This is a genomic window from Plantactinospora sp. WMMB782 (genome assembly GCF_049179135.1).
Taxonomy (GTDB): Bacteria; Actinomycetota; Actinomycetes; order Mycobacteriales; family Micromonosporaceae; genus Plantactinospora.
Window position 1 is genome coordinate 4,090,038 of the sequence record NZ_JBMHMC010000007.1, and the last position, 14,949, is coordinate 4,104,986.

Here is a 14,949-nt window from a genome sequence, read left to right on the forward strand (position 1 = left end):
CTGTCGCCGCCCACCGGCTGGGAAAGGAGGTGTCGTGTATGTATCAGGACGAGGATGAAGAGTTCCTCGGTTCGTTCTGCGCGTTCGTCGGTAATGGGCTTCTTATTTTTCGCGACGTGAACTCGACCGACACCCACGCTGATTACAGGTGGGATACCGTGACCCACGCGGTCGCCGACTCCATCTATATCTGCGTTCAACATCCGGTGGACGGCCCGGTTGAGGTCGACCTCTACGAGGATGACTCTCCGGAACTGTCACTCGATGTCGCCATTTTCGACGGGCGTATCGACTCATTGCAGGGGCAGTTCGTCCTTCATGATCCAGTGGAGGACGTCAGATTGAAGATAACAACAGACCACCCCGGCTCGTCCCGTCTGCGGATTTCCGGTGACGAAGAAACGCGTCCGGCCAGACTTCGTTTTCAGATATGGAATGTGACCCAGGGCGCCTGAGCGGCCGGCGAGCGTGAGGAGACGCGCAGTGGACGTAGCCGACGGGGGACGGCGGTTGCTGGCGGCAGCGCTCGCCGGTGTGACGGCGATGGCATTGTCCGGCGGCGCCGAGGTGGCGTGGGCCGCGCCGCCGGCCGACGGGCCGGTCCAGGTGCCGGCCGACGCGACGGTGGTGCAGGGCCGCTACATAGTGCAGTTGAAGGGGCCGGCCGGAGTGTCGATCCAGTCCGCCGCCGGCAGGGTGGCGAGCCGGTACGGCGGCAAGGTGGAGTGGACGTACCAGAAGGCGCTGCACGGGTTCGTGCTGGCCGCGACCGAGGCGCAGGCCCGACGGTTGGCCGCCGATCCACAGGTCGCGCGGGTCGACCCGGACGTGCTGGTGCGCGGCCAGGACACCCGCTGGTATCCGCTGTGGAACCTCGACCGGGTCGACCAGCGCTCGTCGGTGCTGGACGACGCCTACACCTATCCGGCCAGTGCCGGGGCCGGGGTGACGGCGTACGTGCTGGACACCGGGATCCGGACCAGCCACAGCCAGTTCGGCGGCCGGGCCAGTGCCGGGTTCGACGCGATCGGCGACGGCTGGAACGGCCAGGACTGCAACGAGCAGGGCCACGGCACGCACGTAGCCGGCACCATCGGCGGTGCCACGTACGGGCTGGCCAACCGGGTCTCGCTGGTCTCGGTGCGGGTGCTGGCCTGCAACAACCTCGGCCTGATGAGCCAGATCCTCGCCGGGGTCGACTGGGTCACCCAGCAACCGCAGCGTCCCGCCGTGGCGAACATGAGCCTCGGTGGCCGGGAATACCAGCCGCTGGACGACGCCGTCACGGCCTCCATCGCCTCCGGCGTCACCTACGTGGTGGCGGCGGGCAACTCGGACCAGGACGCCTGCTTCCAGAGTCCGGCCGGGGCGCCGGCCGCGATCACGGTCGCGGCGAGCAACCCGAACGGCGAACGGGCGACCGGCTGGGGTGGCAGCGAGCCCGGCTCGAACTGGGGAAGCTGCGTGGATCTCTTCGCACCGGGGGAGAGCATCCGCTCGGCGCACAACGCCACAGACCTCGCCTCCCGGGTGCTCCGGGGCACCTCGATGGCGGCACCGCACGTCGCCGGTGCCGCCGCCCTGGTGCTCGCCGAATATCCCACCGCGACACCGGCCCAGGTGGCGGCGGTACTGGTGGGCCGGTCGACACCGGGGGCGATCAGTCCGGCCAGTCTGCGCGGTTCACCGAACCGGTTCCTCTACGCTCCCGAGGTCGTCGACCCGCCGGCCCGCCCAATCCCGTGAACCGTCCCGAGGCGGTCAGCCGGCGGGCCTTCCTCACCGCCGTCGGCGCGGCCGGGCTGACCGGTGCGGCCGGCTGTGGCGGTCACGGTGCGGACCCGGCGCCGCCGCCCGCCGGTACACCCGCGGCGGCACCGGCCCGGCAGACCGCGATCGTCCGGCCCGCGCCGGCCACGACGCTGCTGGTCGCGTACGACGTCGAGGCGGTGGACCGGGCGGGGCTGGCCACCGCGCTGCGGGCTGTCACCACCCGGATCGCGGATGCGACTGCCACCGTTGCGGTCGGCGCCTCTCTCTTCGACCGCCGGTACGAGCTGACCGCACCCCGGCTGCTCACCCGGATGCCGGCCTTCCGGGCCGACCTGCTCGACCCGGACTGGTGCCACGGCGACCTGCTGGTGCAGGTCTCGGCGGACGATCCGGAGCGGCCGGCCATGCTGCTCGGCCGACCGGTTCCCGGGTTGCGCGAACGCTGGCGGATGGAGGGCTTCCACCCGCCGGGCGGCTCCGGGGTGCGCAACCTGTTCGGCTTCCGGGAGGGTGCCGGCAACCCCGACCCGACCGACGACGAGCTGATGGACCGGCTCGTCTGGGTGCGGCCGGGCGACGACGAGCCGGCCTGGTGCGTCGGCGGCAGTTACCAGGTGGTCCGGCTGATCCGACTGGCGGTGCCGACCTGGGAAGCCGAGCCGGTCGCCGATCAGGAACGGGTCTTCGGCCGGGCGAAGACCGGCGGTGCGCCGCTCGGCCGGCACCACGAGGCGGACGAGCCCGACTACGCGGCGGACCCGGACGGCCGGCTGATCTCACTCGACGCGCACATCCGCCGGGCGAACCCGCGTACCCCGGAGAGCGAGCGGCACCGCATCCTGCGGCGCGGCTACTCGTACCGCCGTACCGGCCGGGGCGCGGGTGCCGAGGACGTCGGGCAGATCTTCATCTGTTTCCAGCGGGACGTGGAGCGGGGCTTCGCCACCATCCAGCGCCGGCTTGCCGGCGAGGCCCTGGAGCGGTACACCCTGCCGTTCGGCGGCGGCTACTACTTCCTGCTGCCCGGTGGCACCGGCGAGGGGGACTACCTGGGCCGCCCGATGATCGAGTCGGCCTGACCCTGCGGTCGGCCTGACCCTGCGGTCGGCCTGATCCTGCGGTCGGCCTGATCCTGCGGTCGGCCTGGTGTGCGGTCGGTCTGGTGACCAGGGCGGTGGCGTGCTGGCCCGGTCGAGCTGGCCAGGAGCGAGGAGCCGGGCAGGTCAGCGGCCGGCGACCGGCTCGGGACGGTCCGCAGGCTGATGTTCCTTGCCAGGTTCGGTCCCGCTGGCCGTGTCCGTCCCGCTGGCCGTGGCCGTCCCGGTGCCGCCGTCCGTGGCCGGCGCCGGTCCGTCAACCTCCGACCTGGCGTCCGCGTCGTCCGGGGCTTCGGTCCCGGCGTCCTCCCGGGCGCCGTCTTCCGGCCCGTCGCCCTCGGCACCGTCCCGGTCCGGGTCCCGCGGGTCGGAGGGCGACGAGGTCGCCTCCTCGGCCGGCCGGAGCGTACGGCCGAAGGCGATGATCGCGGTGAGCGCACCGCCGAAGAGCACCAGCAGCAGGTGGTTGACCCGGGAGCCGCCGAAATCACTCTGCACGGTCTGGTCGGCCTCGCTTATCGCGCCCGCCAGTCTGATCACCTCGGCTCCGGCGGTCCGGGTGAGGATCTCGGTGACGAGCAGCAGCAGCCCCGGCCCGGCGCCCGCGATCAGGTAGGCCGGCCAGCGCAGTGCCGGCACCGCGCCGGTGCCCTGCTCGACGACCCGCCGCCCGGCCGTCCGGAGGTAGCCGAAGACCAGCAGCCCGGTGGCCAGCGCACTTGTCACCGAGACGGTCCGGGCGAACCAGCGGACGGCGGTGAGCCGGGACTCCTGGGTCTCGCCGAAGCCGTAGAGGTCGAGCAGCGGGTCCTTGAAGTAGTTCAGGGCGAAGCCGACCGCGAAGACGGCCAGACCGGCGGCGACGATCGCGGCCACCACCAGCGTGCTGCGCAGGCCGCCGACGATCCCGCCGACCGTGGCGGCAGCCGCCGCCGTACCGGCCAGGACCATGATCGCCGAGCCCTCGCCGGAGCTGAGGGTCACCACCAGCGCGGCGAGAAAACCGGTGGCGAGACCGGCGACGAGCGAGACGAGGAACCGGGGCGTACTCCGCCAGATCCCGAGCCGGGTCATCAGGTTGCCCAGGACGAGGCTGACCGCCGCACCGCCGACCAGGCTCGCCGAGATCAGCCCCGGCAGCGAGTACGCGGCCAGAGTGATCTCCATGCTGCTCAACCCGGCCGAGGAGATCGCGGCCCTGGCCGACCAGAGCATCGCGGTCAGCCAGCCGAGGGCGAGCAGTGCGAGGACGAGCGCGCCGGGCGCCGGCGCCGGGGTGGCCGTCACCGGCGCCTCCGGCTCGACCGGTTGGTCGGGAGCCGAGGTCGCGGTGGGGCCGGACTCGTCTGTCATCATCTCCCCCTCAGCAGGTGGCCGGCGGCGGCGACGGGGCTGTGCCGGTGTGGCCGGGCCGCCGGTCCCTCAGCGTACGCGGGCCGGCCGGAGCGGCGCCCCGGTGCCGGACCGGCCGGGGCGGTGCCGCGCTCGCGCTCCCGGGGCGTCGCGGATGTCGGGTACGCCCAGCACCAGTGGGTCGGTGTTGCCCGGCGCCGGCGGGTCGGGGCCGCCCACCATGCGGCGGGTCGGGGCCGCCCACCATACGGGAAGTCGGCGGTGCCGACCATGCAAGGATTGGCGCAGGTCCCGCCCCCGCACTCCCGGTACACCCGGGGCTCGGGGTCGAGGTGCCCGGCCGACCGGTCGGCACCGGCGGGTCTGGTTTCGCCGTCGCTGTCGAGATCGCCCAGGAGAATCCCATGGACGCCGTTCTCTCCGTACCCGAGCCGCACAACGAGCCGGTCCGCGACTACGCGCCCGGCAGTGCCGAGCGGGCCAGCCTGCAACGCCGGCTCGCCGAACTGGCCGCCGAGCGGCTCGAACTGCCGATGACCATCGGCGGTACGCAACGGATGGGCGCGGGTGCCGCGATCGACGTCGTAGCGCCGCACCGGCACCAGCATGTGCTGGGGGTCACCCACAACGCAACCAACGGGGATGCGCAGGCGGCGGTGACGGCCGCCAAGCAAGCCGCCCCGATGTGGCGTGATTTGTCCTTCGCGGAGCGGGCTGCCGTCTTCCTCCGGGCCGCCGACCTGCTCGCCGGACCGTGGCGGGACACCCTGAACGCGGCGACCATGCTCGGCCAGTCCAAGACGGCGATCCAGGCCGAGATCGACTCCGCCTGTGAGCTCATCGACTTCCTGCGCTTCAACGTCGCCTTCGCCCGCAAGCTCCTGGCCGAGCAGCCGCTGTCGTCGAGCGGGGTGTGGAACAGGTTCGACCACCGGCCGCTGGAGGGCTTCGTCTACGCGGTCACCCCGTTCAACTTCACCGCGATCGCCGGCAACCTGCCGGCCGCACCCGCGCTGGTCGGCAACACCGTGCTCTGGAAGCCGGCGCCGACCCAGCAGTTCGCGGCACACTTCACGATGCGGCTCTTCGAGGCGGCCGGCCTGCCGCCCGGCGTGATCAACATGGTCACCGGGGACGGCATCGCGGTCTCCGAGGTCGCCCTCGCCGACCCCGACCTGGCCGGCATCCACTTCACCGGCTCGACGAAGGTGTTCCAGAAACTGTGGCAGGGCGTCGGGGAGAACATCGCGAACTACCGGGGTTACCCCCGGCTGGTCGGTGAGACCGGCGGCAAGGACTTCGTCGTCGCGCACCCGAGCGCCGACGTGGACGCGCTGCACACCGCACTGGTCCGCGGGGCGTACGAGTACCAGGGGCAGAAGTGCTCGGCCGCGTCCCGGGCGTACCTGCCCCGCTCGCTCTGGGAGGGTGGGCTGCGGGACCGGCTGGCGGCCACCGCCGACGGTCTGGCGTACGGCGACGTGGCCGACTTCGGCAACTTCGGCGGTGCGGTGATCGACGCGAAGGCGTTCGCCCGGCACACCACCGCACTCGAGATGATCTCCGGTGACTCCGCCTGCCGGATCCTGGCGGGCGGCACCGCCGACGACTCGGTCGGCTGGTTCGTCCGGCCGACCCTCTTCGAGTGCACCGACCCGGCACACAAGTCCTTCACCACCGAGTACTTCGGGCCGATCCTCGGGGTGCACGTCTACGAGGACGCGCAGTTCGAGGAGACTGTGCGGCAGGCCGAGTCGATCGCGCCGTACGCGCTGACCGGATCGATCTTCGCCACCGACCGCCGGGTGATCGACTGGGCCGCGCACACCCTGCGGTACGCGGCCGGCAACTTCTATGTCAACGACAAGCCGACCGGTGCGGTGGTGGGACAGCAGCCGTTCGGCGGTGCCCGGGCCAGCGGCACCAACGACAAGGCCGGCTCGTGGCACAACCTGGCCCGGTGGATGTCGCCGCGCACGGTCAAGGAAACCTTCGCCCCGCCGACCGACCACCGTTACCCGCACATGGGCTGACCGGCCCTGCGCCAACGGTCCCGTTCGGCCGCCCCCATGGGTTCCGCGCCGGACGGGACCGTTCGCGTGCCCACGGGGTCGGCGTCGGGCGGGAGCGTGCGCGCACCTGCGGGCTCCTGTCGGCCGGACCCGGTCGTGCGCCGGAAGGCTCCCGCCGGACGGGACCGTCCGGGTGTCCCGGGTTCGTGCCGAGCGGCAGCGGCCGGCGTCCCGGGTTCGTGCCAGCCCGGTCGCGGCCGGCGCCCGGCCCGGCCCGTTCGTCCTAGCGTCACTTCCGGACAGCGGAAGGTGACCATCCGTCGACAAGCGTCGGTGGGGCGGGCGGCGACCCGGGGCAGGGGAGGGCACATGGTGGATCGGGTGCTTGTCGGCCGGTACCGGCTCGTCCGGGAGGTCGCCTCCGGCGCGACCGGGATCGTCTGGCGGGCCGTCGACCTGCGCGACGGCGCACCGGTGGCGGTCAAGATGCTGCGCCCGCACGCGGCCACCAGGCCGGACCTGGTGGCCGCGTTCGTCACCGAGACGGAGCTGGTCGCCGGCCTGCGTCATCCCTGCCTGGTACGTGCCCGCGACGTACTCGGGCAGGGGCGGGAGCGGGCGCTGGTGATGGAGCTGGTCGAGGGGGAGGACCTGCGGCGGCGGCTGCGCCGCACCGGGCCGGTCCCGCCGGCGATCGCGGCCGAGGTGACCGCGCAGCTCGCCGGTGCGCTGGCCTACCTGCACGGCCGGGACATCGTGCACGGTGACGTGAAGCCGGGCAATCTCGTCGTGCCGGCGGACGGCGGCCTGGTCCGGCTCGTCGACTTCGGTGCCGCCCGTCGGGTGGGTGCCGGGCCGTCCTGGCCGGAGACCCAGGCAACTCCCGAGTACGTCGCCCCGGAGGTGGTGGCCGGCGGGGCGCCCACCCCGGCCAGCGACGTGTACGCGCTCGGCATCCTGCTCTTCGAGCTGGTCAGCGGGCTGAGCCCGTACCGGGGCGGATCGCCGGCCGAGGTACTCCACCGGCACCGGACCTGCCGGCCGGTGCCGCCGCCCGGCCTGCCGCCGGTGGTCTGGCAGTTCGTCGAGGACTGCCTGGCGGCCGATCCGGCAGACCGCCCCGACGCGGTGCGGGCCGCCGCCCGGCTGCGTGGGATGGAGCCGGCCCTGGACGGGTTGACCGCGCTGCCCCGGCCCGCCCCCGACCTGGTCACCTGGTGGCCCCGGTCGACCGGCACCGCCACCGGGCGGGCTCCGGTCGCCCGCCCCTCGGCTCCGGTCGCCCGCCCCTCGGCTCCGGTCGCCCGCCCCTCGGCTCCACTGGGGCCTTCCTCGGCTCCGCTGGGGCGTTCGTCGGTCTCGGTCGACGGCCCTTCGGACCGGTCGGGTCGCCCCTCGGTCTGGACGGGTCGCCCCTCGGCTCCGGTCGGCCGTGCCTCGGCTCCGGTGCGCGGTCCCGGGCGCTGGTCCAGCTCGACCGGGACCGGCGCACCGCCCGACCCACCCGCGCTGCCGTCCCGAGGTCACCACCACCGGCGGGGCGAGGCGGCGGTGCTGGCCGGCGCGGGTGCGATCGTCGCCGTCGCGTTCCTGGGTACGGTGGCGGCGGATGCCGGAGCGCTAAGCGGGCCGAGGGCAGGTTTCCGGCAAAAGCCCACATAAACGGTGAAACTTGACTAGCCTCCCCAAGTGACGTCGCCCGTTCCGGGCGCTGCGGGCTGCCCACGGTGGCCGTGCCGGCGCCGACGGTCACAGGTCGCCCCGCCGACGGTCGGCTCCGCCGTGCCCGTCGAACCCCTTCCATCGATCGTCCTCATCCGACTGTCGTCCCAGAACAGTGCACAATGGAGACGACAACCGGGCGGATAGTGGCAAATCCTGGACGCGGCGCCAGCAAAGTGGCAGCGTGGAGGCCATGGCGGATGTTGCTATCAATCCCACCGCGGCAGCCCTGCTCGGGCTGCTCCACGAAGGACCGATGACCGGCGGCCAGTTGATGGCCGCCGCCGAGCGGCGCCTGGCGCCGTACTGGTCGATGACCCGGAGCCAGGTCTACCGGGAGTTGCCGGCACTTGCCGAGCAGGGACTGGTCCGGCTCGGCAAACCCGGCCCCCGGTCCAGCCAGCCGTACGCGATCACGGCGGCCGGCAAGCGGACGTTCTCCCGTTGGCTCACCGAGATGCCGGGGCGGGACACGGTGCGCAACCCGACCGCCCTCCGGGTGGCGTTCGGCCCGCAGCACTCGGCCACCCAGTTGCGCAATCTGGTGAGCAGCGCGAACGAATACCACACCGAGGCGCTCGCGGCCGCCCGGGAGCAGGCCCGGGACGCCAAGAAGGCCGGTGACTCGTACGGGGCCGCCGCCCTGGAGTTCGCGGTCGCGTACCACAAGGCGGCCCTGTCCTGGCTGAAGACGGCACCGGTCTGAGCTGGCCGGCCCGGCCGACCCACCAGCCAGCCCGGTTGGCTCACCAGCCCGGCCGGCCTACCGGTTCGGTGACTCGCGAGCCCCGGGGCCCCGCATGTCAGCCGGTCCGGCCCGCGTCTCGGCCCGGTCCGGCCCGCGTTTCAACCCGGCCCGGCCCGGTGTCGATTCCGTGTCGCGCCGGCACGTCGACGGACCGGTCCGGCGACGACGGTGGACGCGCCGGGGCGCTTGGCGGCCGGCGACGACCCGGTCCCGCGGACGACAAGTACTCTTGACTGTCGTGACCGCTGCCGAATACGCCGACCAGCTCAAGGATCTTGACGCCACGCTCCGCAACATCGAGGCCGTCCTCGATGTCGATCGGCTGCGCCGGTCCAAGGCAGAGCTGGAGGAAGCGGCCTCCGCGCCGGACCTGTGGGACGACCAGGCCCGAGCCCAGGAGGTGACCTCCAAGCTCTCGTACGTCAACGGAGAGATCGGCAAGCTGGAGAGCCTGCGCGGTCGGCTCGACGACGCCCGGGTGCTGCTGGAGCTCGCCGAGGCGGAGAGTGACGCGGGCGTGCTCGGCGAGGTCGAGACGGAGATCGGCGGGCTGCGCAAGGCCATCCAGGAGATGGAGGTTCGTACCCTGTTGTCCGGGGAGTACGACTCCCGGGAGGCGCTGGTGGCGATCCGGGCGGGTGCCGGCGGGGTGGACGCGGCCGACTTCGCCGAGATGCTGCTGCGGATGTACCTGCGCTGGGCCGAGCGGCACGGCTACCCGACCGAGGTCTACGAGACGTCGTACGCCGAGGAGGCGGGCCTGAAGTCGGCCACCTTCGCGGTCAAGGTCCCGTACGCGTACGGCACGCTGAGTGTGGAGGCCGGCACGCACCGGCTGGTCCGGATCAGTCCGTTCGACAACCAGGGTCGCCGGCAGACAAGTTTCGCCGGGGTCGAGGTGCTGCCGGTGACCGAGCAGACGGACCATATCGACATTCCGGAGAACGAACTGCGGGTCGACGTCTACCGATCGTCAGGTCCGGGTGGACAGAGCGTCAACACCACCGACTCGGCGGTCCGGATCACGCACGTCCCGACCGGGATCGTGGTCACCTGCCAGAACGAGAAGTCCCAACTCCAGAACAAGGCCTCCGCGCTGCGCGTGCTCCAGGCCCGGCTGCTGGAGCGCAAGCGGCAGGAGGAGCAGGCCAAACTGGAGGGCCTGAAGACCGACGCCGCCGGCTCCTGGGGCGACCAGATGCGCTCGTACGTCCTGCACCCGTATCAGATGGTGAAGGATCTGCGTACCGAGCAGGAGACCGGGAACCCGTCCTCGGTGTTCGACGGTGATTTGGACGGTTTCATCGAGGCCGGCATCCGGTGGCGGAAGCAGCGGCAGCTCGCCGGTGACGCCGCGTGAACACGGCTCGCGTCCGCGTCGCTGCGTTGCGTCGACAGCGGTGACGGTTTCCGTGTGCGGGGCGTGAGGGACACCGGACGCAGTGCAGCTTCGCGACAAATGTCGCCCGGACAGGCCGGGCTCCGGGCTTGGCCTTTCCGTTACGACGCGTAGACTCACCACCCGTGATTCAGCTTGAGCAAGTGACGAAGACGTACCCGAAGGCGTCCCGGCCATCGCTCGACAGCGTGTCGGTCTCGATCGAGAAGGGTGAGTTCGTCTTCTTCATCGGTCCCTCCGGTTCCGGCAAGTCGACGATCATCAAGCTGCTGCTGCACGAGGTGACCCCGAACAAGGGTCGCGTGATGGTCAACAACAAGGACGTCACCTCGATGCGCTCCTGGAAGATCCCCCACTTCCGGCGCTCGATCGGCTGCGTGTTCCAGGACTTCCGGCTGCTGCCCAACCGCACCGCCTACGAGAACGTCGCGTTCGCCCTCGAGGTCATCGGCAAGACCAAGGCGGTCGCCCGTCGGGTCGTCCCCGAGGTGCTGGAGCTGGTCGGGCTCGGCGGCAAGGAGCACCGCTACCCGCACGAACTCTCCGGCGGTGAGCAGCAGCGCGTCGCGGTGGCGCGGGCCTTCGTCAACCGGCCGCTGATCCTGCTGGCCGACGAGCCCACCGGAAACCTCGACCCGGACACCTCGATCGAGATCATGCGTCTGCTGGACCGGATCAACCGCACCGGCACCACGGTCGTGATGGTCACCCACGACTCCAACATCGTCAACCAGATGCGCCGTCGCGTCATCGAGATCGAGAGTGGTCGCATCGTGCGTGACCAGGCCCGGGGCGTCTACGGCTGACCACGCCCCGCAGTGCCGGCACCGACCAGCCCCCCGGTCCGGCCCGGCACCGGCCCTGATTCGACGACGAACGACTCCTGCGGAGATCCGGAAGGAACCCCCCGATGCGCTTGAAATACGTCCTGTCCGAGGTGTTGGTCGGGCTGTGGCGCAACGTGACCATGACCATCGCGATGATCATCACGATGGCGGTCTCACTGACCATGCTCGGTGCCAGCGGTCTGATGTACCTACAGGTCGACGCGATGAAAGACGCGTACTACAAGGACATCGAGGTCTCGATCTTCCTCGTCGCGGGCGTGACCGAGGAGCAGCGCACCCAGTTGCAGACCGACCTTGAGGGCGACCCGCTCGTCCGGGAGGTCAAGTACGAGTCCAAGCAGGAGGCGTACGAGCGCTTCCAGAAGCTCTTCGCGGACTCGCCGGACCTGGTCAAGGCGGTGCAGGCGGACAAGCTCCCCGAGTCGTTCCGGGTCAACCTGGTCGACCCGGAGCAGTACCAGAAGATCTTCGACACCTACAAGGGCCGCGAGGGGATCGACGACATCATCGACCAGCGCCGGCTGCTCGAACAGATCTTCAACATCCTCGGCGCGATCCAGAACATGGCACTTGTCTCCGCCTCGGTGATGGCGATCGCCGCGCTGCTGCTGGTCGCGAACACCATCCAGGTGGCCGCGTACAGCAAGCGCCGTGAGGTCGCGGTGATGAAGCTGGTCGGCGCCTCCAACTGGTTCATCCAGGCACCGTTCGTGCTGGAGGCGGTGGTCGCCGGCATGCTCGGCGCGATCATCGGATTCGGCGCCCTGGTGCTGGGCAAGATCTTCCTGCTGGACGGCTCACTGCGGGACCTGACCGACCTGCTCACCCCGATCGAGTGGAGCACGGTGCTGCTGATGTTCCCGTTCATGGCCGGGGTCGGCGGTCTGGTCAGCGCGATCACCGCCTGGGTGACGCTCCGGTTCTACCTGCGGGTCTAGCTCCGTCACCCGAGGGGGTAGCTCTCCGCAGCCGCCGTCGCGGCCGTCGAACGATCGACCGCAGGGCCCCTGGTACGCGTGGAAAAGCGCGCGCCAGGGGCCCTGCGTCGCGAGGTAGCATTGCGCGGTTGTGCACGGGCACGACGGTCCGGGCACAACCGGGTGCGACGAGGAAAGGGGTGTGGCGCCGATGCCACGGGAGCAGGGGCGGAAGGTCGTCGCCTCCAACCGCAAGGCGCGGCACGACTACGCCATCCTCGACACCTACGAGGCGGGCATGGCGCTGACCGGCACCGAGGTCAAGTCGCTGCGCGCCGGCCGGGCGTCCCTGGTCGACGCCTTCGCCCAGGAGCGGGACGGCGAGATCTTCCTGCACGGCATGCACATCCCGGAGTACGCCCAGGGGACGTGGACGAACCACGAACCCCGGCGCACCCGCAAGCTGCTGCTGAACCGCCAGGAGATCAGCCGGCTGATCGGCAAGCTGAAGGAGAGCGGACTGACCCTGGTGCCGCTCTCGGTGTACTTCTCCGACGGCTGGGCCAAGGTCGAGATCGGCCTGGCCAAGGGCAAGAAGTCGTACGACAAGCGGCAGGACCTGGCCAAGCGGGACGCGGACCGGGAGATCTCCCGGGTCGCCGGCCGGCGTGGCAAGGGCATGTCCTGACGCTCCGATCTTGTCGGACTCTGCCAGCGGTTCCGATCGTCCCTACTGTGCCTGTGACGCACGTTACCGGCGTGCCGTCCGGTTCGGCCGGTGTGGCGGGCGGGTATCTGGAATGAAGTCGGCGGGGCGAGGCGTTAGGCTTGGGGTGGACCGCCGACCGGCGGTGCCGAGAAACTCCACCGGTGTCTGCGCACGCGGCACCGGTCGGACACAGGGGGTGACTGGTTTCGACTTCGTACGTTGCGGCAGGGGAAGCGAGCCGAGGAAGCCGACGTCGTCTCGAGAATCGTTCGTCGGAAACCAATAAGCGCCAAGCAGAATCGCGCTGACTTCGCTCTCGCCGCCTGAGGCGGGTAGCAAGTCTGTCGGCCTGGGAGTGCCTTCGACCCAGTTAGCCGGCATCAGCTAGGAGGCTGGCCAACCGGACCCGGTCGCGGGGTCCGTGCGGCGAGATTAATCAGCGACTGGGCCCGTCACACCGACTCGCTCGCGTGATCGGAGGGGCCGAGTAGAGGCACAGCGAGCTGCGCTCGGAGAAGCCCTGGCAAGGCGACGAAGGACCCGGGTTCGATTCCCGGCACCTCCACGACAACAAGGCTGCGCCCCGGTCCGGACGGACCGGGGCGCAGCCGTCTCAACGGCCGGATGCCTGTCCCGGCTGTGGCGACGGCTGGGCCGATGCGCCTCGGTGCTGCTCAGGGCAGGTCGAACGGCAGCTTGATGCCGTCCAGGCTGTGCGGGCACGGGCAGTCGCGGTCGGTGGAGAGCCGGCCGAGCGCGTCGAGCAGCACCTCGCGCAGCCGCGCGGTGTTCTCGCCGAACACCCGGAACACCTCCTCCTGGGTCACCGCGTGCCCGCCCTCCACTCCGGCGTCGAGATCGGTGACCAGTGCCACGGCGGTGTAGCAGAGCGCCAACTCGCGGGCGAGTACCGCCTCGGGGTGCCCGGTCATGTTGACGACCGCGCCACCGATCGCGGAGTACCAGCGAGACTCCGCCCGGGTGGAGAACCTCGGCCCCTCCACCACCACCATCGTGCCGCCGTCGTGCGCCCCGATCCCGTGCGCGGCGGTCGCGGCGAGCACCGTCTTCCGCCCCCTCGGGCAGTACGGGTCGGCGAACGACACGTGCACCGCGCCCTTGTCGTAGTAGGTCTGCGCCCGGCCACTCGTCCGGTCGACGAGCTGGTCCGGGACCACGAACGTCCCCGGGCCGAGTTCCGGCCGCAGCCCGCCGACCGCGCAGGGGGCCAGGACCTGGCGTACCCCGAGGGATCGCAACGCCCACAGGTTCGCCCGGTACGGGATCAGGTGCGGCGGGAACCGGTGGTCCCGTCCGTGCCGGGGCAGGAACGCGACGGTCCGACCGGCGACCCGCGCCACGGTGACCGGATCGGACGGCGGTCCGTACGGTGTCTCGACGCGATGCTCGGTGGCGTCTTCCAGCAGCGCGTAGAGCCCGGATCCGCCGATCACCGCGAGTTCCGCCTGCGGACCCATGCCCCCGCCTCTCCTGCTCAGCTCTCGTCCGGCTCGCCAATTGTCGTCAAAGCGCTCTGTGGACTAGCCCTACAGACCTTAACCAGCACCAGTGCCGCAAGCTATGGTGCGTGGCATGGCGTTTACTGCGCGCAGGATCACCATCGATCCTGTGGATCCGGCGAGGCCGGTGAAGGGCCGGGTCGGGGTGACCGACGACGAGACACGGCGGCGGCCCGGGGAGCGGTTCCTGGCCCTCTGCCCGGCCGAGTAACGGTGGCAGGCGTGTTCGGCGAGGGGCAGGCGATCGGGGGACGGTCGATGGAGTCGATGACCGGGCAGCTGCTGGTCGCGACCCCCGCGCTGAAGGACCCGAACTTCGACCGGACCGTGGTGCTGCTGGTCGCCCACGAGGCCGGCGGCGCCCTCGGCGTGGTGCTCAACCGGGCCACCGAGGTGCCGGTCTCCGAGGTACTCGGCGCCTGGGGCGGGCTGGCCCGGGACCCGGCGGTGCTCTTCGAGGGCGGTCCGGTGCAGCCGGAGTCGGCGATCTGCCTGGCCCGGATGCGTACCCCGAACCAGCGGGTGAAGGGTATCCACCAGGTCACCGGGGCGGTCGGCACGGTGGACCTCTCGGTCGACCCGGACCGGCTGCGAGAGGCGGTCACCGGGATCCGGGTCTTCGCCGGCTACTCGGGCTGGTCACCCGGGCAGGTCGAGGAGGAGGTGGCCCGGGGCTCCTGGTTCGTCCTGGACGCGCTCCCCGGCGACGCGTTCATGGAGCGCCCCGACGACCTGTGGCCGATGGTGCTGCGCCGGCAGGGCGGGATCATGGCCGCGGTGGCCCACTTCCCACCGGACGTACTGCTGAACTGACCCCCGGCGGCACGGTGCCCCCTCGGATGACCGGGGTC

14 protein-coding genes and 1 other RNA gene are annotated in these 14,949 nt (G+C 71.3%); 13 read left to right on the plus strand and 2 right to left on the minus strand.

Annotated features, from left to right (window positions below):
• The first annotated feature begins 38 nt into the window (after positions 1–38).
• From ACN28A_RS20705 to ACN28A_RS20715, 3 genes are read left to right on the plus strand one after another with little or no spacing between them, the layout of a single operon-like run.
• Positions 39–455 carry a hypothetical protein gene (locus ACN28A_RS20705; RefSeq protein ID WP_421397184.1) on the plus strand — a complete coding sequence of 139 codons (417 nt, stop codon included), beginning with the start codon at positions 39–41 and terminating at the stop codon, positions 453–455.
• Positions 456–483: 28 nt separating this feature from the next.
• Positions 484–1,746: a S8 family peptidase gene (locus ACN28A_RS20710; protein WP_421397185.1), complete on the plus strand. Its 1,263-nt coding sequence runs from the start codon at positions 484–486 to the stop codon at positions 1,744–1,746.
• Entirely contained in the window at positions 1,743–2,852 is a 1,110-nt protein-coding gene (locus ACN28A_RS20715; protein WP_421397187.1) for a Dyp-type peroxidase, read from the plus strand. Before ACN28A_RS20710 ends, ACN28A_RS20715 begins: the two co-directional genes overlap by 4 nt.
• Positions 2,853–2,996: 144 nt before the next feature.
• On the opposite strand, the gene ACN28A_RS20720 is transcribed toward ACN28A_RS20715, so the two are convergent.
• A complete protein-coding gene (locus ACN28A_RS20720; RefSeq protein WP_421397189.1) occupies positions 2,997–4,226 on the minus strand; it encodes a hypothetical protein in 1,230 nt (409 codons plus the stop codon).
• 401 nt (positions 4,227–4,627) lie between these two features.
• Between ACN28A_RS20720 and pruA the strand changes: the two genes are divergently transcribed.
• The 8 genes from pruA to ssrA all read left to right on the plus strand — a co-directional run bounded on the left by pruA (position 4,628) and on the right by ssrA (position 13,146).
• On the plus strand, positions 4,628–6,256 hold the full coding sequence (gene pruA / locus ACN28A_RS20725) for an L-glutamate gamma-semialdehyde dehydrogenase (RefSeq protein WP_421397190.1): 1,629 nt from the start codon (positions 4,628–4,630) through the stop codon (positions 6,254–6,256).
• Between the two features lie 348 nt (positions 6,257–6,604).
• Positions 6,605–7,897 (plus strand): protein kinase domain-containing protein, encoded by a 1,293-nt coding sequence (locus tag ACN28A_RS20730; RefSeq protein ID WP_421397192.1) that lies wholly within the window; start codon positions 6,605–6,607, stop codon positions 7,895–7,897.
• A 253-nt stretch (positions 7,898–8,150) separates the two neighbouring features.
• Entirely contained in the window at positions 8,151–8,663 is a 513-nt protein-coding gene (locus ACN28A_RS20735; RefSeq protein ID WP_421397193.1) for a helix-turn-helix transcriptional regulator, read from the plus strand.
• Positions 8,664–8,943: 280 nt separating this feature from the next.
• Positions 8,944–10,065, plus strand: a complete 1,122-nt coding sequence (gene prfB / locus ACN28A_RS20740; protein ID WP_421397194.1) for a peptide chain release factor 2 — start codon at positions 8,944–8,946, stop codon at positions 10,063–10,065.
• Positions 10,066–10,229: 164 nt separating this feature from the next.
• A complete protein-coding gene (gene ftsE / locus ACN28A_RS20745) occupies positions 10,230–10,910 on the plus strand; it encodes a cell division ATP-binding protein FtsE (protein WP_421397195.1) in 681 nt (226 codons plus the stop codon).
• Between the two features lie 104 nt (positions 10,911–11,014).
• Complete coding sequence (gene ftsX, locus ACN28A_RS20750) at positions 11,015–11,890, plus strand: permease-like cell division protein FtsX (RefSeq protein ID WP_421397196.1); 876 nt, start codon at positions 11,015–11,017, stop codon at positions 11,888–11,890.
• A gap of 190 nt (positions 11,891–12,080) precedes the next feature.
• The gene (smpB, locus tag ACN28A_RS20755) at positions 12,081–12,557 is read left to right on the plus strand and encodes an SsrA-binding protein SmpB (RefSeq protein WP_421397198.1); all 477 of its coding nucleotides are present in this window, start codon (positions 12,081–12,083) and stop codon (positions 12,555–12,557) included.
• Between the two features lie 213 nt (positions 12,558–12,770).
• Positions 12,771–13,146, plus strand: a transfer-messenger RNA (tmRNA) gene (gene ssrA, locus ACN28A_RS20760).
• Positions 13,147–13,252: 106 nt separating this feature from the next.
• On the opposite strand, the gene ACN28A_RS20765 is transcribed toward ssrA, so the two are convergent.
• Positions 13,253–14,056, minus strand: a complete 804-nt coding sequence (locus ACN28A_RS20765; protein ID WP_421397199.1) for an S-methyl-5'-thioadenosine phosphorylase — start codon at positions 14,054–14,056, stop codon at positions 13,253–13,255.
• A gap of 115 nt (positions 14,057–14,171) precedes the next feature.
• Between ACN28A_RS20765 and ACN28A_RS20770 the strand changes: the two genes are divergently transcribed.
• Together ACN28A_RS20770 and ACN28A_RS20775 are read left to right on the plus strand one after the other, a co-directional pair.
• A complete protein-coding gene (locus tag ACN28A_RS20770) occupies positions 14,172–14,309 on the plus strand; it encodes a hypothetical protein (RefSeq protein WP_421397200.1) in 138 nt (45 codons plus the stop codon).
• A gap of 11 nt (positions 14,310–14,320) precedes the next feature.
• Entirely contained in the window at positions 14,321–14,911 is a 591-nt protein-coding gene (locus tag ACN28A_RS20775; protein ID WP_278066040.1) for a YqgE/AlgH family protein, read from the plus strand.
• The last annotated feature ends 38 nt before the right edge of the window (positions 14,912–14,949 follow it).

Bases quoted from the DNA above. Each gene is read 5' to 3' on its own strand.
- ACN28A_RS20765 (WP_421397199.1), bottom strand. From the start codon at position 14,056: ATGGGTCCGCAGGCGGAACTCGCGGTGATCGGCGGATCCGGGCTCTAC.
- ACN28A_RS20730 (WP_421397192.1), top strand. From the start codon at position 6,605: ATGGTGGATCGGGTGCTTGTCGGCCGGTACCGGCTCGTCCGGGAGGTC.
- ACN28A_RS20720 (WP_421397189.1), bottom strand. From the start codon at position 4,226: ATGATGACAGACGAGTCCGGCCCCACCGCGACCTCGGCTCCCGACCAA.
- ftsX (WP_421397196.1), top strand. From the start codon at position 11,015: ATGCGCTTGAAATACGTCCTGTCCGAGGTGTTGGTCGGGCTGTGGCGC.
- pruA (WP_421397190.1), top strand. From the start codon at position 4,628: ATGGACGCCGTTCTCTCCGTACCCGAGCCGCACAACGAGCCGGTCCGC.
- smpB (WP_421397198.1), top strand. From the start codon at position 12,081: ATGCCACGGGAGCAGGGGCGGAAGGTCGTCGCCTCCAACCGCAAGGCG.
- ACN28A_RS20770 (WP_421397200.1), top strand. From the start codon at position 14,172: ATGGCGTTTACTGCGCGCAGGATCACCATCGATCCTGTGGATCCGGCG.
- ACN28A_RS20705 (WP_421397184.1), top strand. From the start codon at position 39: ATGTATCAGGACGAGGATGAAGAGTTCCTCGGTTCGTTCTGCGCGTTC.
- ACN28A_RS20735 (WP_421397193.1), top strand. From the start codon at position 8,151: ATGGCGGATGTTGCTATCAATCCCACCGCGGCAGCCCTGCTCGGGCTG.